The sequence below is a fragment of the Curtobacterium sp. NPDC087082 genome (assembly GCF_044745045.1).
Taxonomy (GTDB): Bacteria; Actinomycetota; Actinomycetes; order Actinomycetales; family Microbacteriaceae; genus Curtobacterium.
In genome coordinates this window covers 364242-388604 of sequence record NZ_JBIUZN010000001.1, presented here as the reverse complement: position 1 = coordinate 388604, position 24363 = coordinate 364242, and the positions used below count along the sequence as shown (strand labels likewise).

Below are 24363 nucleotides of genomic sequence, written 5' to 3'. Positions count from 1 at the left end.
ATCTGGAGGGCGTTCAAAGGAGACCCACCATGCGCGCCGTCGTGTTCGAACAGTTCCAGACGTTCCCGTCCCTCACGGACGTCCCGAAGCCAACCCCGGGTCCGGGGGAGGTGCTCCTCAAGGTCGCCGGTGCCGGTGCGTGCCATTCGGACGTCGCCGTCTACCGCGAGTTCCAGGCGGGGCAGCCGGGCGCGCAGCAGCCCCCGTTCGTCCTCGGGCACGAGAACTCCGGTTGGGTCGAGGAGCTCGGCGACGGCGTCTCCGGCTTCACGGTGGGCGACGCCTACCTCGTCTACGGCCCGGTCGGCTGCGGGCACTGCTCGTACTGCTCGAAGGGGCAGGACACCTACTGCGAGAACGCCGCCACGAACCCGTACATGGGCATCGGCCTCGGGCGCGACGGCGGCATGGCGGAGTACGTCACCGTGCCGGCGCGCAACCTCGTGCCGCTCGGCGACGCCGACCCGGTCGCCGCCGCACCGCTCAGCGACGCGGCCCTCACGCCGTACCACGCGATCAAGAACTCCCTGCCGAACCTGGCCGGCGGCGGCAAGTACGCGCTCGTCGTCGGACTCGGCGGCCTCGGGCAGATCGCCGTGCAGATCCTCACGGCGCTCACCGGTGCGACCGTCATCGCGACGGACATGAAGCAGGACGCCATGGACCGCGCTGCTGCCCGCGGGGCGATCACCGTGCCGGGCGGCCCGGACCAGGCCGCTGCGATCCGCGAGATCACCGGCGGCCGCGGGGTGGACGCCGCGTTCGACTTCGTCGGGGCGACGCCGACGATCTCGGTCGCCCAGGCGTCCATGGCCATCGGCGGCCGGTTCACCGTCGTCGGGATCGCCGGTGGCACCACCGAGTGGAACTTCTTCCGGACGCCGTACGAGTCGACCATCACGAACACGTACTGGGGCACCATCGAGGACCTGCACGAGGTCGTCGCGATGTACCGGGCGGGGCAGATCGTCCCCGATGTCGAGCGCTACGCCCTGTCCGACGCGCTCGAGGCGTACCGGAAGCTCGAGGCCGGCGAGCTCTCGGGCCGCGCGGTGGTCGTTCCGACGCTCTGACCCACTCACCTCGGGGCGGTCAGCGTCCGGCGGCGTAGCCCTGCGCGCCCCGCGAGTTCGCCGCAGCGCCGAGCACGCCGGTCGCGGGGTCCCGCGTCACGCAGGACAGTCGACCGAGCGCCCAGTCGCCCGCCCGGGTGACGACGTGCCCGCGGGCCTCGAGGCCGGCGATCACGTCGTCCCCGAGGCGGTCCTCGACCACGAGCCCCGCCGGCTCCCACGTGCGCGGCCAGAACGACCCCGGGAACGACGTCGTGTGCAGCGCGGGGGCGTCGATCGCCTGCTGCGGGGAGTACCCGCCGACGATCCACCGCAGCAGGAACAGCAGCTGCCACTGGTCCTGCTGGTCACCGCCGGGTGAGCCGAGCGCGGCGACGGGTTCGCCGTCGCGGAGCACCAGCGTCGGGGTGAGTGTGGTGCGCGGGCGCTCGCCGGGGCGCAGCGTCGACGCCGTGCCCGGTTCGAGCCAGGTCATCTGCAACCGGGTGCCGAGGCAGAAGCCGAGCTCGGGGATCGTCGGGGACGACTGCAGCCAGCCGCCGGACGGGGTCGCGCTGACGATGTTGCCCCAGCGGTCGACGACGTCGATGTGGCAGGTGTCGCCGCGGGTCTCGCCGTCCGGGGCGACGAACGGCTCGCCGCGGTCCTCGACGGGAGCGGCGGGAGCAGCAGGCGCGGCGGGTGCGGCAGCTGCGCCGGGTGCGCGGTCCCGAGCGACCTGCACGGTCGGTTCGCCGAGCCCCGCCGCGGCACCGGTCGCGTACGACGTCCGGACCGGCGGCATGGCGTGCACGACCCCGTCGACCGTCCCCGGACGCAGTTCGGCCGACGCACGCTCGCCGATCAGTGCCCGGCGCGCGTCGGTGTACGCGTCCGAGAGCAGCACGTCGAGGGGGACGTCACCGTCGCCGTAGAACGCCTCCCGGTCGGCCAGCGCGAGCTTCAGGGCCTCGGCGATCGTGTGCGCGCCGAGCTCGGTCGAGGGGTCGAGCCGGGCGTCGTCGAGCGGTTCGAGCAGCCGGAGGGTCTGCAGGAGCGCCGGGCCCTGACCCCACGGGCCGGTCTTCGCGATCGTGCAGCCGCGGAACTCCGCCGTCGTCGCGGGTTCGTAGGACGCCCGGAACGCGGCGAGGTCCGACGCCCGGATCACCCCGGCGTGGTCGGTCCCGGACGCGTGCCGGTGCGGTTCGCGGACGAACCGGTCGATCGCCTCGGCGACGAAGCCCTCGGCCCACTCGCCGCGGGCGGCGTCGATGCGGGCGGTCCGGGTGTCGGCGTCGGCACCGGCGGCGACGAGCCGCTCGAACACCGAGGCGAGCGCCTCGTTGCGCACCAGTTCCCCGGGGACGGGCACCGCGCCTCCTGGCAGCCACTGCGCTGCGGAGGTGGGCCAGTGCTGCCGGAACAGGTCCCGCACGGCGGTGATCGTCCGGACCACCGCGGGCGTGACGGGGTGGCCGTCGCGTGCGTAGCCGACCGCCGGTGCGAGCACGTCCGCGAGTTCCCACGTGCCGTGGTCGCGGAGCAGCAGGAGCCAGGCGTCGACGGCGCCGGGGACGGTTGCGGCGAGGGCACCGGAACCGGGGACGAGGTCGAGGCCCTCGGCGCGGTAGTGCTCCGGCGTCGCGCCGGCCGGGGCCGGACCCTGCCCGACGAGCACCGTCGGCGTCCGGTCCGTGGCGGTGGCGAACACCGCGGTGAGGTCGCCTCCGGGGCCGTTCAGGTGCGGTTCGACGACCTGCAGGACGAACGCCCCCGCGACCGCTGCGTCGAAGGCGTTCCCGCCGCGCTCGAGGACGGACTGCGCCGTGGCGGTCGCGATCCAGTGCGTGGCCGCCGCCGTGCCGAACGTGCCGCGGATGTCCGGGCGGGTGGGGTGTGCGGTGGGCGGCGTGAACGCGGGGTTCGGCATGCTCCCATCTTCCCCTTGCGCCGATGTCGGCGTGTGTTCATACTGAACCCAGCGGTTAATTAACTGCACCGTTCACCGAGGAGGCGACGATGGAGACCGATCGCACCGACGCCGTCCTGTCGGCGCTCGCCGACCCCATCCGTCGCCGCATCGTCGAACGACTCGGCAGGGGCGAAGCCACCGTCACCGACCTCTCGGCACCGTTCGACGTCAGTGCGCCGGCGATCTCCCGGCACCTCGGCATCCTCGAACGCGCCGGCCTCATCACCCGCGAACGGCACGGCACCTGGCGCACGTGCCGCCTCCGGCAGGAAGCCGTCGACGAGCTCGGCACCTGGGTGGGCCGGTTGCGGCCCGACTGGGACCGCCGGTTCGACAGCCTGGAGGCGCTGCTCGCCTCCCAGCGACCGCCCGCCCCGGTGGGTGGCGCGTCCACCGCACCGACCGTCACGTCCGTCGACCACCAGGAGCAGTCATGACCGAACAGTTCACCGCCCACGCCACGCACCGGTTCGCGTACCCCGTCGCGGACGTCTACCGCGCCTTCGTCGACCCCACCCTGCTCGCGCTGTGGTTCGGGCCGCTCGGCTTCCACGTCCCGGCAGCCACCGTCGAGGTGGACGCCCGGGCCGGCGGGGCGTGGAACCTGACGATGGTGAGCAACGACAACCCCGAGTGGACGTCGCCCGTGACCTCGGTGCTCGAGCAGATCGAGGAGAACCGGATCATCGTCGGCACCTCGACCGCCCAGGGGATCCCCGGGATCGAGGACGGGACGCCGCTGTCCCTCACGCTCGAGTTCGCCGAGGACGGCGACGGCACGATCGTCACGCTCACCCAGGGCCCCTTCCCCGAGGTCATGCGCGACATGAACATCGCCGGTTGGACGCAGTCGTTCCACAAGCTCGAGGCGCTGCTGGGGTCGCCGAAGGAGTTCCTCCAGGCCCCGTGACGACGGCCGTTGCCCCCGGAACTGGGGTTGTCCGGTCCGGGCAACGGGGTTGTGGACTCGTCACGAAAAGGTGACCATCGTTCGGCGGCGTGTCGAGAGCACGTCGCCGAACGGCCGCGCAGGGGCTCGGCCGGTTCCAGATCAGGGGTTCCATGACCAGCACACCGTCCTCCGTCGCGCACGCACGCCGACTCCCTCGACTCGCCGCCGCGGTCGTGGCCATCGCCGTCGTCGCCGGCGGTGTCGTCGGGATCGCCGAACCGGCGTCCGCCGCCGTCGTCCACAAGGGCTCCGTCCCGGCCGGCACGACGCTCCAGCCCGGCGATTCGGTGACCTCGCCGAACGGGCAGTTCCGGCTGATCCTGCAGGGCGACGGCAACCTCGTCGAGTACGGCGTCGGGAACCAGGTGCTCTGGGCATCGAACACCTCGAACCAGCCCGGCGCGATCGTGACGATCGGCCGCAACCGGGCCGTCGACCTGCTGCGGGGCGGGAAGCGGATCGTCCGCTGGGCCTCGGCCGGCACCGCGCAGTCCACGTCGTTCGCCGTCCGCGCCGACGGCACGATGGGGCTCTACTCCGGCAAGACCGCGATCGTGAACTGGACGAGCCAGCAGGGCACCGTCCCCGCCGGCAACTCGATCTACTCCGGCACCGTGCTCAGCTCCGACACCAGCGGTGCCCGTCGCCTCTCCATGCAGGCCGACGGCAACCTCGTGCAGACCGTGAACCGCAAGGTCGTCTGGCAGTCCGGCACCGCCGGCCACAAGGGCGCGTGGGCCGAGCTGCGCAAGGACGGCAACTTCGCCGTCGTCGGCCGCGACGCCGCCCAGAAGAAGGTCACGCTCTGGAACTCGCGGACCGGAACGGCCGGCGCCGGCACGCTCATGGTGCAGGTGGACGGCAACGTCGTGCTCTACGGCGGCAAGGACACCCGGGTGTGGTCGACGAAGCCCGTCACCGGCATGATGTGGCCGGTCGCGAGCACGAAGATCTCCGGGCGCTACGGCGACGATCGCGGGGCCGGACACGTCCCGCGCTACCACCAGGGTGCCGATGCCCCGGTCGCGGTGGGCACGCCCGTGTACGCCTCCGGGACCGGCACCGTGACGAGCACCGTCGCGAACAACGCCTCGTACGGCAACTACATCGTCGTGACCTACGGGAACGTCACCGTGCTCACGGCGCACCTCAGCAAGATCGAGGTCAAGCAGGGGCAGATCGTGTCCGTGCGCAGCGAGATCGGGCGGTCCGGGAACACCGGGCAGTCGACGGGGCCGCACGTGCACGTGGAGACGCGGCGGGCGGGGTCGCTCTTCGATCCGTTGACGCTGCTGCACTTCCGCTGACGCAAGCCGCTGGTGTCGTCTAACGCGCTTGACTTGATGCGTCAAGGGCGTTAGACATATGCTGTGAAGCGTCAGGCGGTCCTCAAACGAATCAAGATCGCCGCGCGCAGAGCAGGCCTGGATCATCGTGAGGTCGAGTTGACCAACCACACGGGTGTGATCGTCGGGAGTACTCGGAGCACGATCGGGCGGCACACCGAGATCGCAGACGGCACTGCGCGAGCGTTCTTCAAGCAGTTCGAGCAGGAGCTCGGAAAGGGGTGGTGGCGATGACCTACACGTCACACGCGCACCGAGACGGCGGTTGGTGGGTCGTGCAGAACGACCAGCATCCGGGCGCCATCTCGCAGGTCAAGCGACTCGACCTCGCCGCCGCAGCGCAGCGCGAGGCGATCGCGTTCGTGGCGGACGTCGACCAGACGGACGTCGTGGTCGTCATCCGCGCTGAGCTCGAGCCGGCCCTCGCCCGATCCCTCGAAGAAGCGACCGCGCTCCGGGCAGAGGCCGAAGCCAAGGAAGCGCGTGCGCTCTCCCTCCGCCGGGCGATCGCCGTGGCGTTGCAGGGTGACGGGATGACCTTGCGCGACATCGCGGTCGTGCTCGGCGTCTCGTACCAGCGCGTGCACCAGCTGGTGCACGAGGACGACTCTGCGGTGGCGGTCGCCTCCTGACGGCCGAGCCGTTCCTCCAGCGCCGTAGGGTTGTCGGGATGGAGAAGCGCGGCGGCCGGGTGCTCGTGTTGGTGGCGATCGGGGTGGTCGCGGGGGTGCTCTCCGGCCTGTTCGGCGTCGGCGGTGGGGTCATCGTCGTGCCGGCACTGATGGCGTTCCTCCACCTCGACCAACGTCGGGCATCGGCGACGTCCCTCGTGGCGATCGCCCCCGCGGCCGTCGTCGGTGCGATCACCTACGCCGTGCAGGGCGAGGTGCACTGGTTCGCGGCCCTGACCCTGGCGGTCGGCAGCGTCGTCGGGGCCCCGATCGGTGCGCGGCTCCTCCGTGCGCTCCCGCTGCGGGTCCTGCCGTGGATCTTCGTCGGGTTCATCGCGGTTGTGCTCGTCTCCCTGTTCACGACGGTGCCGACGCGTGGCGGCGACGTGCACTTCGGGGTCGTCGAGGCGATCGTGCTCCTGCTGCTCGGGCTGCTCTCGGGCGTGCTGTCGGGGCTCGTCGGGGTGGGTGGCGGGGTCGTCATCGTGCCGGGGCTCGAGGTCGTCCTCGGCGCGGGCGACCTGCTGGCGAAGGGCACCTCGCTGCTCACGATGGTGCCGACGTCGGTCTCCGGCACGGTGGCGAACCTCCGCCGCCGTGCGGTGGAGCTGCGCGTCGGCCTCACGATCGGCATCACGGCCGCGATCTGCTCTCCAGGAGGCGCGTGGATCGCCCGCCTCGTCGATCCGCAGGTGGGCACCTGGCTCTTCGCCGCGTTCCTCGTGGTGGTCGCGGTGATCGTCCTGCGCCGTGGGCGCCGGGCCGTGCCGCGGAACGAGGCGACGGACGGGGAGGTCGCGTGACGCGCCTCCAGGCCGGTGGTGGACGGAACCCGGCGGATGCGGAGGCCGTGCTCGCGGCGTTCGCACGGACGACCGGTGACGTGCCGGCGGCGCGACGCGTCGCGCGGCAGTTCGCCGACCTCGACGAGGGCGAGCGGTCCGCGCTGCTCTGGAGCGAGGACGCGGGGGCACGGCTCGTCGCGGTCCTCCTGATGGTGCAGGCGATGCGGGAGCACCCGGACCCGGAGCTGACCGACGAGTACCTGTCGGCGGCGAAGGCGGAGCGCTTCGACGACACGGTGCTGGTCGACCTCGGGGCGGAGGAGCTCGTGGGCGCCCCGCTCGTCGGCGGCTCGACCGGACCGCTGTTCGCGCTCGTGAAGTCCGACGTGGCGATGGTCCGGCGGATCGCTCTGGTCGCGACCCTGGCGTTCGTGAAGCAGGGCGACGCCGAGGTGCCGCTCGCCATCGCGGGGCGACTCGTGCGGGAGCGGAGCGACACGGTGCAGTCGGCACTCGGGTGGGTGCTGCGCGAGACCGGCAAGCGGGCGTCGGAGGACGCGCTCGTGGCGTTCCTCGAGCGGCAGGGGCGGTTCCTCAGCCCAGCGGCGCGGTCGACGGCGACGGAGCACCTGCCGACTGCCGAACGCGACCGGTTGCGCGGCTGACGCGACCGGTTGCGCGGCTGAGGCGACCGCCGGCCGTCCGTCGGACGCGGCGAGTGCCCTCAGTCGGACGCGGCGAGTGTCCTCAGTCGGACTCGGTGGGCTCCGCGAAGAACGTCGTGAGCGACACGACGACACCGTCGCGGACCTCGACGACGTCGATCCCGCGCACGGCGGGCGCCCCGACCGGGCCGAAGCCCCACGCGAGTGCGCCGTGCGTCTCCGACACGTAGCGACGCCCCTCCTCGACGAACTGGAAGGCGCCGGGCACGGTCTCGAGGAGTTCGGCGGCCTTCTGCTCGAGGGCGTCCCAGCCGACGGCGGTGCCCTCCGGGTCGGTGAAGGTCACGTCGGGGGAGTACGTCCGCTCGATCGCGGCACGGCGGGAGGCGGCGTCGCGGTTCCCGAAGACGTCGTGGAGGTTCGCGGTCAGCAGCTCGGACACGGTGGCCATGCCCGGAGCCTAGCCTGGGGGCATGCACACCGAGGTGCCCCGACCCCGCATCGATCCCGCACTCGTGGAACGGCTCGTGGCCGCGCAGTTCCCGCAGTGGTCCGGGCTGCCCGTGCGCGAGGTCGATCCGCAGGGGTGGGACAACCGCACCTACCGGCTCGGCGGCGAGCTCGCGGTCCGGCTGCCGAGCGCCGCCGGGTACGTGGCGGCGGTCGAGAAGGAGCAGCGGGTGCTGCCGTACCTCGCGTCTCGGCTCGACGTCCCGGTGCCGGAGCCGGTCGGCCTCGGTGTCCCGGCTGACGGGTACCCGTTCCCGTGGTCGGTCCGGCGCTGGATCGACGGCACGGTCGCGCTCCGGGCGACGGACCTCGACCGACGGGTCCTCGCCGCCGACGTCGGCGCGGTGCTCCGGCAGCTCCGGGCCGTGCCGGCTGGGGACGGGCCGGTCGCCGGGGCGCACTCGTTCCACCGGGGAGCGCACCCGTCGCACTACGCGGCCGAGGTGGTCGCGGCGCTCGACGCGCTCGGGGACGCCGTCGACCGCCGTGCCTGCGATGCGGTCTGGGACGCTGCAACCGCCTCGGTCTGGGACGGGCCCGCCGTGTGGTTCCACGGTGACGTCGCCCCGGGCAACCTGCTCGTCGGCGCGGACGGCCGGCTCTCCGCGGTGATCGACTTCGGCACGTGCGGCGTCGGCGACCCGGCGTGCGACCTCGTCCTCGCGTGGACGTTCCTCGACGGCGATGCCCGCCGGGACTTCCGTGACGCGGTGGGTCTCGACGGCGACACGTGGGCGCGTGCTCGGGGCTGGGCGCTCTGGAAGGCGCTCATCATGCTCGCGGGGAGCGCCGGGCCGGGGGACCGGAGTGAGCACGAGGCGGTGCTGCGGGCGGTCCTCGCCGATCCGGTCCACACCTCAGCGTGAGAACACGTCGTCCAACGTGTACGTCCCGAGCCGACGCTGCCGGACGAGCGCGCCCAGCCGGGGGAGCGCGTCGATCGTCCCCGGGAAGTTCGCGTGCCCGATCACGATCCGGCCCGGCGTGAACCACTGGTCCGCGAACCCGACGATCTGCCCGGCACCGATGTCGCCGGAGTCCGCGAGGGTGCCGTACCAGAGCAACGGCGTGGTGTAGCCGACGCGTGCGGCCACCGCGTCGACCCGGGCGTCGTGGTACCCGAACGGCGGCCGGAAGTACGGGCGCGCGTCGACGCCGAACGTGCGCTCGATGAACTCGTGGTTGCGCGTGAGTTCGTCCTCGACGGCCTGGTCGCCGAGCTTCGTCAGCGCCGGGTGGTCCCAGGTGTGGTTGCCGATCTGCACCTGCCCCGACTCGACGAGGGGCCGGAGCGCGTCGGCGTGCTCCGTCCAGGAGGGCCGCGCCCCGTTCACGAAGAACGTCAACCGGGTGCCGGTCGCGGCGGCGAAGCGGGCGTAGGCACCGACGACGTCGGAGGACGCTCCGTCGTCGACGGTCCACGCGATCCCGGGCGTCCCCGCCGGTAGTCCGGTCACGGTGCCCGCCGGGAGCGGCGTCCTCGAGATCGTCGGCTGCACCCACGTCGGTGTCGGCGTCGGAGTGGGCGTCGGCGTCGGGGAACGCGTCGGGGTCGGTGGGTGCGTCGCGACGGCCTCCCGTCGTGGTCCGGTCGGCGAGCAGGCGGAGAGCGCCCCGGCGGCGAGCAGGGCGCCCGCTCCGGCGAGCAGGGAGCGGCGGGTGGTGCGGTGGTCCATCGGCACCAGCTTCGGTCGACCGGCCGGTCGGGCGCATCGGCTGGCGGGACGATCCGGTTGGCCGGTCGGCCACCGGGCGCGAGCACGGGACTGCGCACGGCGACGACGAGTGCGCACGGTGCACGGCGCGCAGACGTCGTTCCGATGCGCACCTCCGGCAGGCGGCTGACGCGGGACCCGGGGTCGCCGCGGGCGGGCCAGGAGGCGCGGGTCGCGTCCGCCACGGAACGCGCTGACCGGACGGGGCTGGGAACGCACCACGGGGCGGGCGGGTACCGACGTGGGGAGACGAGCCGCGCCTCCTGGCCGGCCCGAAGCGACCACGAGAGGAACGCGACGTGCGCGCACTGACCTGGCAGGGCACCGAGAAGGTGTCCGTCGAGACCGTCCCCGACCCGACCATCCAGGAGCCGACCGACGCGATCGTGCGGATCACCTCGACCGCGATCTGCGGCTCCGACCTGCACCTCTACCGGGTGCTCGGCGCCTACATCGACAAGGGCGACGTCCTCGGCCACGAGCCGATGGGCATCGTCGAGGAGGTCGGTTCCGCCGTCACCAACCTCAAGGTGGGCGACCGTGTCGTCGTCCCGTTCAACATCTCCTGCGGCCACTGCTGGATGTGCCGCAACGGCCTGCAGTCGCAGTGCGAGACCACCCAGACCGCCGAGTACGGGACGGGCGCCTCGCTGTTCGGCTACACGAAGATGTACGGCCAGGTCCCCGGCGGACAGGCCGAGTACCTCCGCGTGCCGCACGCCGACTACGGACCCATCGTCATCCCGGATGACGGCACGCCCGACGACCGCTGGCTGTTCCTCAGCGACATCCTGCCGACCGCCTGGCAGGCCGTGCAGTACGCCGACGTGCCCGAGGGTGGGACGCTCGCGGTGCTCGGCCTCGGTCCGGTCGGACAGTTCGCGGCCCGGATCGGTGCGCACCTCGGCTACCGGGTGCTCGCCGTCGACCCCGAGCAGGTCCGCCGCGACCTCGGAGCGAAGCACGGTGCCGAGGTGTTCGACCTGACGAAGGACGTCGTGCCGCAGCTCATCGACCTGACCGACGGTCGCGGTCCCGACGGTGTCGTCGACGCGGTCGGCATGGAGGCGCACGGCAACCCGGTCGCCGGGTTCGCGCAGCGCGCCGCCGGACTCCTGCCCGACGCGATCGCGCAGAAGGCCATCGAGGTCGCCGGTGTCGACCGGCTCGCCGCCGTGCACGCGGCGATCGACCTGGTCCGCCGTGGCGGCACGGTCTCGCTGAGCGGTGTCTACGGCGGTCGAGCGGACCCGATGCCGATGTTCACGCTGTTCGACAAGCAGATCACCGTCCGCGAGGGACAGTGCAACGTGAAGCGCTGGATCGACGACATCATGCCGCTCGTGCAGGACCCGTCGGACCCGCTCGGCACGCTCGACCTGACGACCCACCGGGTCTCGCTCGAGGACGCCCCGCACATGTACGAGGTGTTCCAGAAGAAGGAGGACGGCTGCGTGAAGGTCGTGCTCGACCCCGCACTGGCCGCCGCCTGATGCGGATCGTCGTCGTCGGCGCGACCGGCAACCTGGGGACCGCCGTGCTGCGGCGGTTGGCAGCGGTCCGTGCCGAGGGCACTTCCGTCGAGGTCGTCGGGATCGCTCGGCGGCTGCCGGACCTCCGTGCCGAGCCGTACGAGACGGCCGTCTGGCACGCCGTCGACATCGGCGCCCCGGACGCGGTCGGTCAGTTGGCCGCCGTGTTCCGGAGTGCCGACGCGGTGATCCACCTCGGCTGGGCCCTGCAACCGACGCACGACATCCCGGCGCAGTACCGGACGAACGTGACCGGGACCGCCAACGTCCTCGAGGCCGTGGCGCGCGTCGGCGTCCCCCAGGTCGTCGTCGCCTCGTCCGTGGGGGCGTACCGCGGGGTCGACGTGGACGGCAAGCGGACGCCCGTCGACGAGGAGTTCCCCGTCACCGGCATCCCGACCGCCACGTACTCGATCCACAAGGCCGAGAACGAGGCGGCGATGGACGCCTTCGCCGCTCGCCACCCGGACGTCGTGGTGACCCGGCTCCGCCCCGGACTTGTCTTCCAGCGCAGCGCCGCCGCCGAGCTCCGCGGACTGTTCCTCGGACGACTCGTGCCGATGTCGATCGTCCGGTGGATCCGCTGGGCGGTCCTGCCGTTGCCGCTGCCGTTCGTGTTCCAGGCCGTGCACGCCGACGACGTCGCCGATGCCTTCTGGCGCGCGATCGACCGACGTGCCGGCGGGGCGTTCAACATCGCTGCCACACCCGTGCTCAACCCGCCGAGGATGGCGCGGGCGTTCGGGATGCTCGGGGCGATCCGGGCGCCGATGTGGCTGATCCGCGGGCTCGTCACGCTCACGTGGCGGCTGCGGTTGCAGCCGACGGACGCGGGGTGGGTGGACATTGCGGCCCAGGTGCCGATCATGCGGACCGACCGGGCGCGGTCGGTACTCGGATGGGAGGCGCGGCACACTTCCGAGGAGGCCTTGCGGGAGCTCGTGGCCGGGTTCGCGGACGGGGCGCGGGTGCCGGGGTCGGGGCCGTTGAGCGGGTGAGGGTGGCCCCTTCGCGGGGCAGCGTGCGGTGGCTGGCGCGGGCTACGATCGCACCACCAGTCCACGAGGGGGCCCGATGATGTTCGCGATGCTGTCCAGCCCGATGGCCTCCGGCGAGTTCGAGGGGCCGGACGTCTCGCAGTTCGGCAGTGACGGCAGCGGCGGGTTCGGGGGTTTCGGCGGGCTCGGCGACTTCGGCGCGTTCGGGGTCCTGTTCGGCGTGGGCTCGGCCGTGATCGGCCTCGGGTTCGTCGCGATCGTCGTGACGATCATCCTCCGCAGCGCCCGGATGGCGAAGCGGGGCCAGAACCCGTTCACGATGGAGGAGGACCTGGCGTACCAGGCCATGCAGAGCCGGACGCTCGCGCCCGAGAAGTCGCTCGAGCAGCGGCTCGCCGAGCTCGACGACCTGCGCGCCCGCGGCGTCATCTCGGACGAGGAGCACCGCACCGCGCGCACCGAGGCCCTCCGCGGCTAGCCTGGGCGGGTGCTGCAGCCCATCGACCTGCTCGGGGAGTGGACCCTGCGCCGCACGGTCCACGACCGGCGTGCCGGGGTCGACGGCCTCGTGACCGGGACGACCACGTTGACACGCGCGGCCCCGGACGAGGTCCGCTGGGACGAGACCGGCACGATGGCCTTCGACGGGCGGACCGTCCCCGTGGCACGGACGCTCCGGGTGCGCCGGGGCCCGGACGACCGCTGGACCGTGCACTTCGCCGACGGCCGGGTGTTCCACGACTGGGTCTGGGGATCGGCGGTGTCGCACGCGTGCGCGCCCGACGACTACTCCGGGGTGCTCGCCGGGGACGCCGATCGGTGGACGGTCCGGTGGGAGGCGCACGGTCCCGCGAAGGACTACGTCCTCGACAGCACGCTGCGACGTCGGTCCAACGCGGCAGACTGAGCGCATGCCCCGCAGCTCCGGTACCGACGCCCCGCGCATCACCCTGACCGAACCGACGGACCTCGACGACTGGACGCCCGGCCCCGGCGACGTCCTCACGGGCGACCGGATCGAGGGGAAGCGCATCGACGTGTTCGACCTCGCGGGGGAGCGGCTGCCGGACCTCGAGATCGAGGAGTCGGTGATCGGCACCCTCCGGGCCGACGGCGCCGACCTCCGGGGACTGCGGGTGCGTGACTCGGTCGTCGAGACGCTCGACGCGCCGGTGCTCCGGGCGTCGAGCAGCTCCTGGCGCGAGGTCCGGATCGCCGGCGGCCGCATCGGTTCCGCCGAGCTGTACGACGCGGGGCTGAACGGCGTCGAGTTCGTCGGGATGAAGCTCGGGTTCGTGAACCTCCGCGGGTCGACGCTCACCGACGTGGTGTTCCGCGACTGCGTCGTCGACGAGCTGGACATCGCCGATGCCCGACTGCTGCGGGTGTCGTTCGAGGGGACGAGGATCCGCGCGGCCGAGGGCTCGAACACCCGGATCGAGCACGTCGACCTCCGCGCCGCCGACCTCGACCGGGTGGAGCGGCTCGAGGGGTTCCGCGGCGCGACGATCGCCGCCGACCAGCTGTACACGCTCGCGCCGCTCCTCGCTGCCCAGGCGGGCTACCGCGTCGACTGACCCGCCGGCGCGGACGCGGTCGCCAGCGCGCGCGCCAGGTCCGCCTGCACGAGGTCGCCGTGCACCGCCGCGCCCGCCTGCGTCCCGGCCGCCGCCGACGCGATGACGGTCGCCATCGGCGCCGCCACGTTCCCGGCCGCGTACACGCCCCGCACGCTCGTCTGCCCGGCGGCGTCCACCGTCAGGGCACTCGCGTACCGGTGGTCTCCCATGAACTGATCGGTGGCCTCGAGCCCGAGTCCCTCGAGGAACCCGATGCGCGCCTCCGCCGTGCTCGCGGCGGCCAGGGCGTCGAGCGCCACGAACTCGCCGGACCCCAGCGAGACGCCGGTGAGCCGATCACCGTCGGACACCACGTCGCGCACCGGTCCCGTCACGACCCGGACACCGCGGGCGGCAAAACCGGCCAGGGTGGTGTCGTCGACGAGCGCCGGGTCCGTGACGAAGGCCGTCACGTCCTCGCTCAGCGCGCGGAACATGAGCACCTGGTGCGCCCCGATCGGCGACGTCACGAGCACGCCGATGCGCTGGTCGCGGATCTCCCACCCGTGGCAGAACGGGCAGTGCACCACACCGCGCCCCCACTGCTCGGCGAGGCCCGGGACCTCCGGCAGGACGTCCACGGCGCCCGAGGCGACGACCACCCTGCGTGTCGCGACGACCGCGCCCGACTCCAGCGTGACCGAGAAGCCGACCGGGTCGACACCGTCACCGTCCGTGGCGGCCGCGGCCACGATCCTCCCGGTCGTCATCTCGACGCCGTAGGCGGCCACCTCGTCGCGGCCGACCGAGCCGAGCTCCGCTGGCGAGGCGCCCTCGCGCCCCAGGTAGTTGTGGACCCCCTCGGCGCGGGCATTCCGCGGCTCGCCGGAGTCGACGACGAGCACGGACCGTCGCGACCGGCCGAGGACGAGTGCTGCTGACAGGCCGGCGGCTGCTCCGCCGACCACGATGACGTCGTAGTGATCACGCATGCCTGCATCCTGCGGACCCACGCGCCCAGACGGCAAACATCCTTGCCGGTCTGGCAACATGGTCGGCATGGCGACGGATCGGGAGGAACGGATCACCTCGCGCACGACGGCCGAGGTCGTCGACGGGGTCGGCCCACGACTGCGCGCGCTGCGGACGCGCCGTGCCGTCACGCTCGCGGCGCTCGCCGCCGAGACCGGTATCTCGGTGTCGACGCTGTCGCGGCTCGAGTCGGGCCAGCGGAAGCCCACGCTCGAGCTCCTGCTGCCGCTCGCGCGGGCGTACCAGGTGCCCCTCGACGACCTGGTCGGGGCGCCTCGGACCGGTGATCCGCGGGTGCACCTCGCGCCGGAGCTGCACGGCGGCCGGGTGGTGGTGCCGCTCACCCGACGGACCGGCGGCGTGCGCTCCTTCAAGCAGCTGATCCCGCCGGAGCCCGCGAACACCGATCGGTCCCTCCGGACGCACGAGGGCTACGAGTGGCTCTACGTGCTGTCCGGACGGCTCCGGCTGCTCCTCGGCGACCGTGACTTCGACCTCGGGCCGGGCGAGGTCGTCGAGTTCGACACGCACACGCCGCACTGGGTCGGGAACACCACGGACGCGGTCACCGAGGTGCTGTGCCTGTACGGGCCGCAGGGCGAGCGGGCGCACATCCGGTCGCGGCCCGCCGACCGCTAGAAGACGTGTGCGATGACGTCGTCGAGGAGGCCCGACGTCGGCGTGTTCGACTGCTGGACGTGGATGCCGACGTCGCCGCGGGTGTAGTACGTGTCGCCGTCGGTGACCGGGTACTCGGCGTTCTGCGTGATCTTCTGGCAGCGGTACCCGTAGCCGTCGAGGGAGCAGTCGTACCCGTCCAGTGCCGTCTTCAGGTGCTCGTACGCCTTCGTCGAGTCGACGGTCGCGACCCGGATCGACAGGAACGAGATGTCCGCCCGCGGGTCCTTCCAGACGCAGGAGAGCTGCTTGCCGTCCGGCTGGAGCACCGGGGTGAGGTCGTCCTTCGGCACCACCACCGGGTCGCCGACCACCGTGGGGTCGTTCAGGGGCGAACCCGCGAACGAGGAGTCCCACTTGCCCGCCGTGATGAGCGCCGCGCACGAGTCCGGGATCCGGCCGGCGTCGTCGTCGACCCCGGGCACGGGGGTGATCGTCGAGGTCGGACGCGGGGTCGAGCCCGGCGTGGTCGGCGAGGCGCTCGGAGCCTCGGCGGACGTCGTCCCGGTCGGGGCAGGGTCGGCGCCGGTCGAGCCCTGGGCGCAGCCGGTGAGGGCCAGTGCTGCGATCGCGATCGCCGTGGTCCCCGTGGTCGTCATCCGTCGCATGTACTCCCCCTGGTGCCGCGATCACGGGCCGGTCGGCGGCCCCGCAGCCGACCGTAGTCGTCGGCGTCCGCGGACCGATCCGATCGTCATCGGATCGTGTCCGGGGCGGTTCCCGCCGGCGATGGGAGGATGACCGGGTGACCACGCCCACCGTCCCGCTCTTCCTCGACTGCGACACCGGCGTCGACGACGCCCTCGCCCTCACCTACCTGCTCGACGTCCCGCACGTCGACCTCGTCGGCATCGGTACGGTCTCCGGCAACACCGACGCGGCGACCGCGGCCGTCAACACCGCGGCGCTGCTGGCCCTGTGCGGCCGGACCGTGCCCGTCGCGGTCGGCGCGCACGACCCGATCGGCGGCTCGTACGGCGGCGGCGCACCGCACGTGCACGGGGCGAACGGCATCGGCGGGGTCGACCTCCCGCCGGGTGTCGCGGCCGCGGAGGACCCCGCCGCCGAGCTCCTCGTCCGGCTGGCCCGTGACCACGCAGCCGGTGACCGGAAGCTCGACGTCCTGGCCATCGGGCCGCTCACGAACCTCGCCGTCGCGCTCGAGGCCGAGCCGCGTCTGCCGGAGCTCGTCGGCACGCTGACGATCATGGGCGGCGCCGTGTGGGACGCGGGCAACGTGTCGCCCACCGCCGAGGCGAACGTCCACAACGACGCCGAGGCCGCCAGGCGGGTCCTCCGCGCCGGATTCGACCTCGTGCTCGTGCCGCTCGACGTCACCCGGCAGCACCGCTTCGACGACGCCGACGCCGACCGGTTCACGGCGGCCGGCGATCCGCTCCGGGTCGCGCTCGGCACCATGCTGCGCAGCTACGTCGACTTCTACGAGTCGGTCGACCACGTCCGTCGCGCACCGCTCCACGACCCGCTGGCGGCGGCAGTCGCGGCGGGCGAGGTCGAGCCCACGGTCCGGACGACGCCGCTCGACGTGGTGGTCGGTGGGGCCGAGCACGGCCGGACGGTCCCCGCTGCGGACGGGCCGGCGGTCCGTGTCGTGGTGACGGCCGACGACCGTGCGGCGGACGTCATCCGCGAGCGCATCCTCCACATCGGCACGGTGTCGAGCGGGTCGGTCGGGCGCGACGGCGTCGGTCGGTAGCGCAGCGGCACGCCGTGGTCGCGCGGTCTCAGCTCCGCCAGACCACCCGCGGAGCCAGCAGGCGGTGTCCGGTCGACGCGGGCAGGACGGTCCGACCGGCGCCCATGAGCAGCTCGATCGCGGCCGCGGCGACCTCGACCAGGGGCTGCTCCACGCTGGAGATGCCCACCGCCTCGGCCACCGGGGTGTCGTCGTAGCCCACCACCGGCACCGCCGCCCCGAGCGCGAACCGGGCTCCGAGCGCGAGGGTGTCCGACGCACAGACGAGCGCGTCGAACCCGGCGCCGTCCTCGACCGCCGCCGCGACCGTGCCGGTGGCCGCGGTGACGTCGTCCTCGCACGTGAGCCCGGGATCGTCGGGCAGCCTGGCCGCGCGCATCGCGTCCCGCCAGCCCCGTCGGCGCTCGTCACCCTGTCCGGACGGGCTCGGCCAGCCCAGGAACCCGATCCGGCGGTGCCCCTGAGCCACCAGGTGCTCGGTCGCGACGTGCACGCCCGCGTACCCGTCGACGTCGACCCAGGGGTGCGGCGCGGCGTCCATGTCCGGCAGACCCCACGGCCGGCCGAAGGTCACGAAGGGGATGTCCCGGGCGCCGAGCCACGCCGCGCGGGGATCGCCGTGGAACGTCGAGGTGAGGACGAACCCGTCGACGTCCGAACCCTCGACCAGGCGTTCGATGTGGGCGAGTTCGTCGTCGACGTCGGTGGCGGTGAAGAGCAGGATGCGCATCCCGCGCAGGTCGGCACACTCGACGAGCGCGTGCAGGAAGCGGTCGAGCACAGCGCCGGAGATGCCGTGCACCGGTTCCAGCCGGACGCCGAGCGTGGAGCTCTGGCGGGTGCGGAGCCGACGGGCGGATGCGTGCGGCCGGTACCCGAGGTCGTCGATGGCGGCCCGGACCCTGGTGAGCGTCGCGGGGCGGACGACCTCGGGCCGGTTCAACGCGTTCGACACCGTCTGCCGTGAGACGCCCGCGGCGAGGGCGACGTCGGCGACGGTGGCGGGATGCGACATGGGGTTCACCGTAGCGCCTCGCAGGTGTATGGTCGACTCGTTTGATCGATCAAATTTGAACGATCGAAGTACTGCACTCGACGAGGAGTCCCCCTGATGCAACGACGCACAGCACGCATGCTGACCGCGGGAGCGATGGCGCTCACCGCAGCTCTGACCCTCTCCGCCTGTGGCTCCGGCTTCTCGGGCTCGGGCGGCAACGGTTCCGGCGGTGGCGCCGCGAAGCTCACCTCGAGCGACGACCCCCTCACCGTCCTCATCGGCTCGTCGGGCGACGCCGAGACCGCCGCCGTGAAGAGCGCCGCCGCCGCGTGGTCGAAGTCCTCGGGCACCGGCGCGACGGTGCAGCCGGCGAACAACCTCGACCAGCAGCTCGCCCAGGGCTTCGCGGCCGGCAAGCCCGCCGACGTGTTCTACGTCAGCACGTCGTCCCTCGCCGGGTACGCCGCGAACGGCTCGCTGTTGGCCTACGGCGACCAGCTCGAGGACACGAGCGACTTCTACCCGACGCTCACGAAGTCGTTCACCGTGGACGACCAGCTGTACTGCGCGCCGAAGGACTTCTCCACCCTCGCGCTGTTCATCAACACGAAGGACTGGAAGGCCGCCGGGCTGACCGACAGCGACGTCCCGACCACCTGGGACCAGTTGCGGACGGTCTCCGAGAAGCTCACCCGCGACGGACGGGTCGGACTCACGACCAGCCCGCAGATCGAGCGTCTCGGGGCGTTCATGACCCAGGCCGGCGGTGCCCTGACGAACAGCGACCAGACGAAGGCGACGGTCGACTCGGCCGCGAACGTCGAGGCCCTCGACTACGTGAAGGGCCTGCTCGACGACGGCTCGATGAAGTTCTCGAGCGACCTCGGCGAGAGCTGGGGAGGTGACGCGTTCGGCAAGGACAAGGCCGCGATGACCATCGAGGGCAACTGGCTCACCGGGGCGATGTCGTCGAGCTACCCGAGCGTGGACTACAAGGTCGTCGCCCTGCCGAAGGGCCCGAAGGGTGCCGGCACGCTGCAGTTCACGAACTGCTGGGGCATCGCGAAGGACTCCCCGAACCAGAAGGCAGCGCTGTCCTTCGTCGAGAAGATGACGAGCACCGACCAGCAGCTCGCGTTCGCGAAGGCGTTCGGTGTGATGCCCTCGGTCGAGTCGGCCGCCGGCACCTGGAAGCAGGAGTACCCGCAGTACGCCGCGTTCCTCGACCAGGCGGACGCCGCCCAGGGCCTGCCGAACGCGTCCGGGACCGCCGACGTGATCGCCGACTTCGACTCGAAGCTCGGCAGCCTCAGGACGACCGACACCAAGACCCTGCTCGAGGGCGTCCAGAAGAACATGGCCGCCGCGCTGAAGGGCTGACGGACGTGTCCCGGAAGAACCGTGCCGAAGCCGTCTCGGGCTGGCTGTTCACCGCGCCGACGATCATCGTCCTCGGCCTGTTCCTCGCCGTGCCGGTGGTCATGGCGGCCTGGGTCAGCGTGTCCGACTGGCGGGGTGTCGGCAGCCCGTTCTCGTCCGACGTCTCCTTCGTCGGCGGGCAGAACTACGCCAAGATCCTCGGCGGCGGAGGCCTCGACGAGCAGAACTTCGGCACCGCGCTGCGGAACAACCTCTGGTACGTCGTGTTCGTCGTCCCGCTGCAGACCGCCGTGGCGCTCGGGCTCGCCCTGCTCGTCAGCGGTCGGGCACTGCGCGGGCGCGGGTTCTTCCGGACCGCGTTCTACTTCCCCTCGGTGACGAGCTCGGTCGCCATCACCGTCCTCTGGCTGTTCCTCTTCTCGTCGACGGGAGCCGTCAACAAGATCATCAGCTGGGCGGGGATCAACGGACCGAACTGGTTCAACGAGCCCACCGGCCTGTTCCACCTCGGCGCAGGCACACCACCGGCCTTCCTCGCCGACCACACGATGCTCGGCATCTCGTGGTGGGAGTGGCTCGCCGGTCCGTCGGTCGCGATGACCGCGTTCATCCTGCTCGCGGTGTTCACGACGAGCGGCACCTTCATGCTGCTGTTCATCGCGGCGCTGCAGAACCTCTCGCCGGAGGTCGACGAGGCAGCGATGATCGACGGCGCCGGGTCCTGGACGCGGTTCTGGCGGGTCACCCTGCCGCAGCTTCGCCCGACGCTCTTCACGGTGCTGACGCTCGGGCTGATCGGGACGTGGCAGGTCTTCGACCAGATCTACACGGGCACGAAGGGCGCCCCGGCGAACACGACGCTCACGCCGGCGTTCCTGTCGTACACGTCCGCGTTCCAGAGCCAGCAGTGGGGCGTCGGCGCAGCGATCGCCTTCATCCTGTTCGGCATCATCGTCGTCTTCACGCTGCTGCAGCGGTGGGCGCTGCGCGACCGCCTGGTGTCCCGCCGGCGGATGCGGTGGATCGAGAAGGGGAGCACACGATGACCAGCGCACCCACCCCGGCGACCGCAGGCGGCGGGACCGAGCCGACCCGCGCCTCCAGGGCGGCAGTGCCAGGAGGCGCGGTGCCGGACCTCGGCGCCACCACCGTCACGCAGGCACCCGGCCCGGGCCGGCGGCCACGTCGGCTCACGCCGCGGAGCGTGGTGCTGCTGGTGTTCGGCGTCCTGATCGCCGTCGTCTACCTGCTGCCGTTCTACGTCGCGATCGTGAACGCGTTCAAGACCGACCAGGACGCCTCCCTGCACCCGCTGGCGCTCCCCGTCACCTGGACCGGCGCGGCGTTCCAGACCCTCTTCGAGAACTCCGACTTCGGGATCTGGGCGATGAACTCGATCATCGTCGCGGTCTTCGTCACGCTCGGCCGGATCTTCTTCGACTCCCTCGCCGGGTACGCGTTGGCGCGATTGCGGTTCCCGGGTCGCCAGACCGTCTTCGCCCTGCTCATCGCCGTCATGGCGGTGCCGGGCGTGGTCCTGCTCATCCCGAAGTTCCTCGTGATCAACCAGCTCGGCATGTACGACTCGTACTCGGGCATGATCGTGCCGTTGCTCGTGGACGCCGCCGGGGTGTTCATCATGAAGAACTTCTTCGAATCGATCCCGGTGAGCGTCGAGGAGCAGGCGAAGATCGACGGTGCCGGCACGTTCCGGACCTTCTGGTCGGTCGTGCTCCCGATGGCGCGTCCGGCCGTCGTGACGATCACCATCCTGTCGTTCCAGGGCTCGTGGAACGAGCTCGCGCACTTCATCGTGTCGACCTCGTCGCCCGACCTCACCACGCTCACGAAGGGCGTCGCATCACTGGCGTCGGGCGCGCTGAGCGCCGGGAACCAGTTCCCGGTCAAGCTCGCGGCGGCCTTCGTCATGACCATCCCCGTGGCGGTCGCGTTCTTCGTGTTCCAGAAGCGCATCATGAACGGCAGCGACGGGGCGGTCAAGGAATGAGCACCCCGACGTGACCGCCACCGAACCCACGATCCTGGCCACCTGCGGCGGTCTGGTCGGCGGCGAGTGGGACGACTCGGCCTACGGTCCGCTCCTGTTCGAGGCCGTCCGGCTCGCCCGCGTCCCCGCCGGTCGGCCGCCACGCGTGTTGCACGTGAACACCGCCGGCGGCGACCAGCGGACCGTCGAGGGGGCAGAGCTCTCAGCGGCCCGTACGGCCGGTGTCGAGGCGTCGCACCTGCGGTTCTTCCCGAGACGGAACGTGCCGTCCCTGCGCGACGCCGTCCTCGGTGCGGACGTCGTCTGGGTCTCGGGCGGCTCCGTGGTCAACCTCCTCGCCGTGTGGCGTGCCCACGGTCTCGACGAGGTCCTGCGTGAGGCCTGGGGAGCCGGGGTGGTGCTCGCCGGTGGTTCGGCCGGCGCGCTCTGCTGGCACACCGGGGGCGTCACGCAGAGCCACGGCCCGCAGCCGTCGGTCCTCGCCGACGGACTCGGCTTGGTGTCCGGCTCGCTCGGTGTCCACACCGACTCGGACCCGGACCGGTCGCCGGTCTTCCGCGCGGCCGTCGCGGCGGGGGACCTCCCGGCGGGCATCGAGCTCGACGAGGGCGTCGGCGTCGTCCACCGTGGGCGCTCGGCCACGTTCGTCGAAGCCGTCACCGACCACGACGGAGGCGGCGCGGTGCGCATCGCCCGTGCCCCCGGCGACCCGACCGGCATCCGTGCCGAGCCCCTGCCCGTGCGTCGTCTGCCGGACGCACCCCGATCCGTACCGAGCTGGACACCCAGCGCCTGGACCCCGTCCCCCGAACCCGTCGACGAGGAAGCCCCATGACCTCCACCACCACGAACACCACCACCGCTGCTGCCACGACCGCCACGCTGCAGCCCCTGCTCCACGACGAGGTCGCCGTCATCGCGGCACCGACGCAGGCATGGTCCGGTCGGGACGGTGCCATCGGCGCGAACCCCGTGCACGGCTACTGGACCGGCGACCAGCGGTTCGTCTCCGCCGTGCGCGTCAGCGTCGAGCACTCCGCGGTGGAACCGGTCGCCGTCGTGCCCGCCGGTGCCCGCGAGGTCGTCTTCACCGGACTCCTGCGCGGCCTCGACGGTACCGGCGCCGATCCGGACGTCCGCCTCGACCGGCGTCGGACGGTGCGCATCGACGGGGTGGCGGAACGCCTGCGCGTCACCGATCGGCTCCAGGGGCCCGGCGCGAGCACCGCGGAGCTCGTCGTGACCGTCAGGCTGACCCCGGACGCCGCCGGGATGGACGCGGTGAAGGCCGGTCACGGCCCCCAGCCGGTCCCCGCCGACGCCTCGGAGCAGACCGCATCGTGGACCTCGGGCTCCGTACGGGTCCGGCTCGACGCCCCCGGAGCATCCGTCCGCGTCGAGGACGGTGACGTCGTGCTGCGCTGGCGGACGGAGCGCGCGCACCAGGTCGACCTCGCGTGGGACTGCTCCGTGGAGACGCCCGACGCCGTCGTCACCGGCGTGACGACCCCGCGCCCGTTCGACGTCCCGGCCGGCGTGCAGGACGACCGGCTCCGGCGCTGGCTGGAGCGTGCCACCGACGATCTCGACGCACTCCGGCTGGCGCGGCCCGAGGGCGAGTTCATCGCGGCCGGCGCCCCCTGGTTCTTCACCCTGTTCGGCCGCGACGCGATCTGGGCCGCCCGCTTCCTGCTGCCCGTCGACACCAGCACCGCCGGGGGCACCCTCCGGGTCCTCGCCGCGCTGCAGGGCACCGCGGACGACCCCGCGACCGCCGAGCAGCCCGGCAAGATCATGCACGAGCTGCGCCAGGCGTCCCTGCCGGTCGACAACGACGAGATCTCCCTGCCACCGCTCTACTACGGGACCGTCGACGCGACGGCGCTCTGGGCGTGCCTGCTCCACGACGCCTGGCGTGCGGGGCTCCCCGACGCCGAGGTCGAGGCGCTCCTGCCGACGCTCGAACGCGCCCTGGCGTGGATGCGCGACCACGGCGACGCCGACGGCGACGGGCTGCTCGAGTACGTCGACGAGTCCGGCCGAGGGCTGGCGAACCAGGGCTGGAAGGACTCCGGGGACAGCGTGCAGTGGCGGGACGGCACCCTCGCCGACGGCCCGATCGCGCTGTGCGAAGTGCAGGGCTACGCGCACGAGGCCGCGGTGCACGGTGCCGACCTGCTCGATGCGTTCGGCCGTCCCGGCGGCGACGAGTGGCGTGCCTGGGCCGCTCGCCTGGCCGATCGCTTCCGCGACGCCTTCTGGGTGGCCGACGACATCGGTCGGTACCCGGCGATCGCCCTCGACGCCCGCAAGCGCCCCGTCGACTCCGCCACGAGCAACATCGGCCACCTGCTCGGCACCGGCCTGCTCACCCCGGACGAGGAAGCCGTCGTCGCAGCACGCGTCGTGAGCCCGGACCTGGCGAGCGGCTTCGGCCTCCGGACGCTCTCCACGACCGCCGCCGGGTACTGGCCGCTCAGCTACCACGGGGGCACCGTCTGGGCGCACGACACCGCCGTGGTGATCACGGGCCTCGTCCGGTCCGGACACCACGACGAGGCCCGGATCCTGTCCGAGCAGCTGCTCGCCGCGGCGGTGGCGTTCGACTTCCGGATGCCCGAGCTGCACGCCGGCGACGACGCGTCCGCCGTCACACGTCCGGCCCCGTACCCGGCCGCCTGCCGCCCGCAGGCCTGGAGTGCCGCCGCCGCCTTCCCCGTCTGGGTGGCGCTCCGGTAGGCCGCCGTCGCAGGACTCCGGTAGACCGCCGTCGCAGGACTCCGGCGGTACG

General features: G+C 72.5%; 27 protein-coding genes. 21 read left to right on the top strand and 6 right to left on the bottom strand.

From position 1 onward, the window contains the following. Positions 1 to 29: 29 nt before the first annotated feature. Complete coding sequence (locus tag ACIPEP_RS01800) at positions 30 to 1073, top strand: NAD(P)-dependent alcohol dehydrogenase (protein ID WP_402716306.1); 1044 nt, start codon at positions 30 to 32, stop codon at positions 1071 to 1073. Between the two features lie 19 nt (positions 1074 to 1092). On the opposite strand, the gene ACIPEP_RS01795 is transcribed toward ACIPEP_RS01800, so the two are convergent. Continuing rightward, positions 1093 to 2985, bottom strand: coding sequence for a gamma-glutamyltransferase family protein (locus ACIPEP_RS01795; protein ID WP_402716305.1), 1893 nt, complete (start codon positions 2983 to 2985; stop codon positions 1093 to 1095). An 89-nt stretch (positions 2986 to 3074) separates the two neighbouring features. On the opposite strand from ACIPEP_RS01795, the gene ACIPEP_RS01790 reads away from it, so the two are divergent. The 7 genes from ACIPEP_RS01790 (at position 3075) to ACIPEP_RS01760 (ending at position 7446) form a co-directional block, all read left to right on the top strand. After that, on the top strand, positions 3075 to 3464 hold the full coding sequence (locus tag ACIPEP_RS01790; protein ID WP_071303328.1) for a helix-turn-helix transcriptional regulator: 390 nt from the start codon (positions 3075 to 3077) through the stop codon (positions 3462 to 3464). Beyond that, positions 3461 to 3937, top strand: coding sequence for an SRPBCC domain-containing protein (locus ACIPEP_RS01785; RefSeq protein ID WP_070417228.1), 477 nt, complete (start codon positions 3461 to 3463; stop codon positions 3935 to 3937). The genes ACIPEP_RS01790 and ACIPEP_RS01785 overlap by 4 nt, the downstream gene beginning before the upstream one ends. Before the next feature lie 152 nt (positions 3938 to 4089). Further along, positions 4090 to 5286 carry a peptidoglycan DD-metalloendopeptidase family protein gene (locus tag ACIPEP_RS01780; RefSeq protein ID WP_071303330.1) on the top strand — a complete coding sequence of 399 codons (1197 nt, stop codon included), beginning with the start codon at positions 4090 to 4092 and terminating at the stop codon, positions 5284 to 5286. A 63-nt stretch (positions 5287 to 5349) separates the two neighbouring features. Next, positions 5350 to 5559: a ribonuclease PH gene (locus ACIPEP_RS01775; RefSeq protein ID WP_092388151.1), complete on the top strand. Its 210-nt coding sequence runs from the start codon at positions 5350 to 5352 to the stop codon at positions 5557 to 5559. Continuing rightward, positions 5556 to 5957, top strand: coding sequence for a sigma factor-like helix-turn-helix DNA-binding protein (locus ACIPEP_RS01770; protein WP_070419286.1), 402 nt, complete (start codon positions 5556 to 5558; stop codon positions 5955 to 5957). The genes ACIPEP_RS01775 and ACIPEP_RS01770 overlap by 4 nt, the downstream gene beginning before the upstream one ends. Before the next feature lie 38 nt (positions 5958 to 5995). Continuing rightward, positions 5996 to 6799: a sulfite exporter TauE/SafE family protein gene (locus ACIPEP_RS01765; protein WP_402716304.1), complete on the top strand. Its 804-nt coding sequence runs from the start codon at positions 5996 to 5998 to the stop codon at positions 6797 to 6799. After that, on the top strand, positions 6796 to 7446 hold the full coding sequence (locus ACIPEP_RS01760) for a DNA alkylation repair protein (RefSeq protein ID WP_402716303.1): 651 nt from the start codon (positions 6796 to 6798) through the stop codon (positions 7444 to 7446). Before ACIPEP_RS01765 ends, ACIPEP_RS01760 begins: the two co-directional genes overlap by 4 nt. A gap of 82 nt (positions 7447 to 7528) precedes the next feature. Here the strand turns inward: ACIPEP_RS01760 and ACIPEP_RS01755 are convergent, their stop codons facing one another. Continuing rightward, positions 7529 to 7897 (bottom strand): nuclear transport factor 2 family protein, encoded by a 369-nt coding sequence (locus ACIPEP_RS01755; protein ID WP_070417224.1) that lies wholly within the window; start codon positions 7895 to 7897, stop codon positions 7529 to 7531. 22 nt (positions 7898 to 7919) lie between these two features. Between ACIPEP_RS01755 and ACIPEP_RS01750 the strand changes: the two genes are divergently transcribed. Next, on the top strand, positions 7920 to 8822 hold the full coding sequence (locus ACIPEP_RS01750; protein WP_402716302.1) for an aminoglycoside phosphotransferase family protein: 903 nt from the start codon (positions 7920 to 7922) through the stop codon (positions 8820 to 8822). Here the strand turns inward: ACIPEP_RS01750 and ACIPEP_RS01745 are convergent. After that, entirely contained in the window at positions 8814 to 9632 is an 819-nt protein-coding gene (locus tag ACIPEP_RS01745) for a polysaccharide deacetylase family protein (RefSeq protein WP_071296566.1), read from the bottom strand. The genes ACIPEP_RS01750 and ACIPEP_RS01745 overlap by 9 nt on opposite strands. Positions 9633 to 9970: 338 nt before the next feature. Between ACIPEP_RS01745 and ACIPEP_RS01740 the strand changes: the two genes are divergently transcribed. From ACIPEP_RS01740 to ACIPEP_RS01720, 5 genes are all read left to right on the top strand, one after another. Next, entirely contained in the window at positions 9971 to 11164 is a 1194-nt protein-coding gene (locus ACIPEP_RS01740) for a zinc-dependent alcohol dehydrogenase (RefSeq protein WP_261646566.1), read from the top strand. Beyond that, positions 11164 to 12201 carry an NAD-dependent epimerase/dehydratase family protein gene (locus ACIPEP_RS01735; RefSeq protein ID WP_402716301.1) on the top strand — a complete coding sequence of 346 codons (1038 nt, stop codon included), beginning with the start codon at positions 11164 to 11166 and terminating at the stop codon, positions 12199 to 12201. Before ACIPEP_RS01740 ends, ACIPEP_RS01735 begins: the two co-directional genes overlap by 1 nt. Before the next feature lie 76 nt (positions 12202 to 12277). Beyond that, a complete protein-coding gene (locus tag ACIPEP_RS01730; protein WP_402716300.1) occupies positions 12278 to 12679 on the top strand; it encodes an SHOCT domain-containing protein in 402 nt (133 codons plus the stop codon). 9 nt (positions 12680 to 12688) lie between these two features. Continuing rightward, the gene (locus tag ACIPEP_RS01725; RefSeq protein WP_402716299.1) at positions 12689 to 13108 is read left to right on the top strand and encodes a DUF6314 family protein; all 420 of its coding nucleotides are present in this window, start codon (positions 12689 to 12691) and stop codon (positions 13106 to 13108) included. Positions 13109 to 13112: 4 nt separating this feature from the next. Beyond that, the gene (locus ACIPEP_RS01720; RefSeq protein ID WP_402716298.1) at positions 13113 to 13778 is read left to right on the top strand and encodes a pentapeptide repeat-containing protein; all 666 of its coding nucleotides are present in this window, start codon (positions 13113 to 13115) and stop codon (positions 13776 to 13778) included. On the opposite strand, the gene ACIPEP_RS01715 is transcribed toward ACIPEP_RS01720, so the two are convergent. Beyond that, positions 13763 to 14752 (bottom strand): NAD(P)/FAD-dependent oxidoreductase, encoded by a 990-nt coding sequence (locus ACIPEP_RS01715; RefSeq protein WP_402716297.1) that lies wholly within the window; start codon positions 14750 to 14752, stop codon positions 13763 to 13765. The genes ACIPEP_RS01720 and ACIPEP_RS01715 overlap by 16 nt on opposite strands. A 67-nt stretch (positions 14753 to 14819) precedes the next feature. On the opposite strand from ACIPEP_RS01715, the gene ACIPEP_RS01710 reads away from it, so the two are divergent. Continuing rightward, positions 14820 to 15431: a helix-turn-helix domain-containing protein gene (locus ACIPEP_RS01710; RefSeq protein WP_402716296.1), complete on the top strand. Its 612-nt coding sequence runs from the start codon at positions 14820 to 14822 to the stop codon at positions 15429 to 15431. On the opposite strand, the gene ACIPEP_RS01705 is transcribed toward ACIPEP_RS01710, so the two are convergent. Continuing rightward, on the bottom strand, positions 15428 to 16069 hold the full coding sequence (locus ACIPEP_RS01705) for a hypothetical protein (RefSeq protein WP_402716295.1): 642 nt from the start codon (positions 16067 to 16069) through the stop codon (positions 15428 to 15430). The two genes, ACIPEP_RS01710 and ACIPEP_RS01705, sit on opposite strands and share 4 nt — an antisense overlap. Positions 16070 to 16215: 146 nt before the next feature. Between ACIPEP_RS01705 and ACIPEP_RS01700 the strand changes: the two genes are divergently transcribed. Then, the gene (locus ACIPEP_RS01700; RefSeq protein ID WP_402716294.1) at positions 16216 to 17187 is read left to right on the top strand and encodes a nucleoside hydrolase; all 972 of its coding nucleotides are present in this window, start codon (positions 16216 to 16218) and stop codon (positions 17185 to 17187) included. A gap of 28 nt (positions 17188 to 17215) precedes the next feature. Here ACIPEP_RS01700 and ACIPEP_RS01695 read toward each other — a convergent pair whose 3' ends face one another. Next, complete coding sequence (locus tag ACIPEP_RS01695; protein ID WP_402716293.1) at positions 17216 to 18202, bottom strand: LacI family DNA-binding transcriptional regulator; 987 nt, start codon at positions 18200 to 18202, stop codon at positions 17216 to 17218. 96 nt (positions 18203 to 18298) lie between these two features. On the opposite strand from ACIPEP_RS01695, the gene ACIPEP_RS01690 reads away from it, so the two are divergent. From ACIPEP_RS01690 to ACIPEP_RS01670, 5 genes are read left to right on the top strand one after another with little or no spacing between them, the layout of a single operon-like run. After that, entirely contained in the window at positions 18299 to 19564 is a 1266-nt protein-coding gene (locus ACIPEP_RS01690; protein ID WP_402716292.1) for an extracellular solute-binding protein, read from the top strand. Between the two features lie 5 nt (positions 19565 to 19569). Next, positions 19570 to 20610: a carbohydrate ABC transporter permease gene (locus ACIPEP_RS01685; RefSeq protein WP_402716291.1), complete on the top strand. Its 1041-nt coding sequence runs from the start codon at positions 19570 to 19572 to the stop codon at positions 20608 to 20610. Next, positions 20607 to 21572: a carbohydrate ABC transporter permease gene (locus tag ACIPEP_RS01680; RefSeq protein ID WP_083295110.1), complete on the top strand. Its 966-nt coding sequence runs from the start codon at positions 20607 to 20609 to the stop codon at positions 21570 to 21572. Before ACIPEP_RS01685 ends, ACIPEP_RS01680 begins: the two co-directional genes overlap by 4 nt. A gap of 10 nt (positions 21573 to 21582) precedes the next feature. Next, positions 21583 to 22407 (top strand): Type 1 glutamine amidotransferase-like domain-containing protein, encoded by an 825-nt coding sequence (locus ACIPEP_RS01675; RefSeq protein WP_402716290.1) that lies wholly within the window; start codon positions 21583 to 21585, stop codon positions 22405 to 22407. After that, positions 22404 to 24311 carry an amylo-alpha-1,6-glucosidase gene (locus tag ACIPEP_RS01670; RefSeq protein ID WP_402716289.1) on the top strand — a complete coding sequence of 636 codons (1908 nt, stop codon included), beginning with the start codon at positions 22404 to 22406 and terminating at the stop codon, positions 24309 to 24311. Before ACIPEP_RS01675 ends, ACIPEP_RS01670 begins: the two co-directional genes overlap by 4 nt. Positions 24312 to 24363: the final 52 nt, after the last annotated feature.

Excerpts from the sequence above, each read along its gene's own strand:
- ACIPEP_RS01800 (WP_402716306.1), top strand. The coding sequence starts at position 30 with ATGCGCGCCGTCGTGTTCGAACAGTTCCAGACGTTCCCGTCCCTCACG.
- ACIPEP_RS01795 (WP_402716305.1), bottom strand. The coding sequence starts at position 2,985 with ATGCCGAACCCCGCGTTCACGCCGCCCACCGCACACCCCACCCGCCCG.
- ACIPEP_RS01790 (WP_071303328.1), top strand. The coding sequence starts at position 3,075 with ATGGAGACCGATCGCACCGACGCCGTCCTGTCGGCGCTCGCCGACCCC.
- ACIPEP_RS01785 (WP_070417228.1), top strand. The coding sequence starts at position 3,461 with ATGACCGAACAGTTCACCGCCCACGCCACGCACCGGTTCGCGTACCCC.
- ACIPEP_RS01780 (WP_071303330.1), top strand. The coding sequence starts at position 4,090 with ATGACCAGCACACCGTCCTCCGTCGCGCACGCACGCCGACTCCCTCGA.
- ACIPEP_RS01770 (WP_070419286.1), top strand. The coding sequence starts at position 5,556 with ATGACCTACACGTCACACGCGCACCGAGACGGCGGTTGGTGGGTCGTG.
- ACIPEP_RS01765 (WP_402716304.1), top strand. The coding sequence starts at position 5,996 with ATGGAGAAGCGCGGCGGCCGGGTGCTCGTGTTGGTGGCGATCGGGGTG.
- ACIPEP_RS01755 (WP_070417224.1), bottom strand. The coding sequence starts at position 7,897 with ATGGCCACCGTGTCCGAGCTGCTGACCGCGAACCTCCACGACGTCTTC.
- ACIPEP_RS01750 (WP_402716302.1), top strand. The coding sequence starts at position 7,920 with ATGCACACCGAGGTGCCCCGACCCCGCATCGATCCCGCACTCGTGGAA.
- ACIPEP_RS01745 (WP_071296566.1), bottom strand. The coding sequence starts at position 9,632 with ATGGACCACCGCACCACCCGCCGCTCCCTGCTCGCCGGAGCGGGCGCC.
- ACIPEP_RS01735 (WP_402716301.1), top strand. The coding sequence starts at position 11,164 with ATGCGGATCGTCGTCGTCGGCGCGACCGGCAACCTGGGGACCGCCGTG.
- ACIPEP_RS01730 (WP_402716300.1), top strand. The coding sequence starts at position 12,278 with ATGATGTTCGCGATGCTGTCCAGCCCGATGGCCTCCGGCGAGTTCGAG.
- ACIPEP_RS01720 (WP_402716298.1), top strand. The coding sequence starts at position 13,113 with ATGCCCCGCAGCTCCGGTACCGACGCCCCGCGCATCACCCTGACCGAA.
- ACIPEP_RS01715 (WP_402716297.1), bottom strand. The coding sequence starts at position 14,752 with ATGCGTGATCACTACGACGTCATCGTGGTCGGCGGAGCAGCCGCCGGC.
- ACIPEP_RS01710 (WP_402716296.1), top strand. The coding sequence starts at position 14,820 with ATGGCGACGGATCGGGAGGAACGGATCACCTCGCGCACGACGGCCGAG.
- ACIPEP_RS01705 (WP_402716295.1), bottom strand. The coding sequence starts at position 16,069 with ATGACGACCACGGGGACCACGGCGATCGCGATCGCAGCACTGGCCCTC.
- ACIPEP_RS01695 (WP_402716293.1), bottom strand. The coding sequence starts at position 18,202 with ATGTCGCATCCCGCCACCGTCGCCGACGTCGCCCTCGCCGCGGGCGTC.
- ACIPEP_RS01690 (WP_402716292.1), top strand. The coding sequence starts at position 18,299 with ATGCAACGACGCACAGCACGCATGCTGACCGCGGGAGCGATGGCGCTC.
- ACIPEP_RS01680 (WP_083295110.1), top strand. The coding sequence starts at position 20,607 with ATGACCAGCGCACCCACCCCGGCGACCGCAGGCGGCGGGACCGAGCCG.
- ACIPEP_RS01670 (WP_402716289.1), top strand. The coding sequence starts at position 22,404 with ATGACCTCCACCACCACGAACACCACCACCGCTGCTGCCACGACCGCC.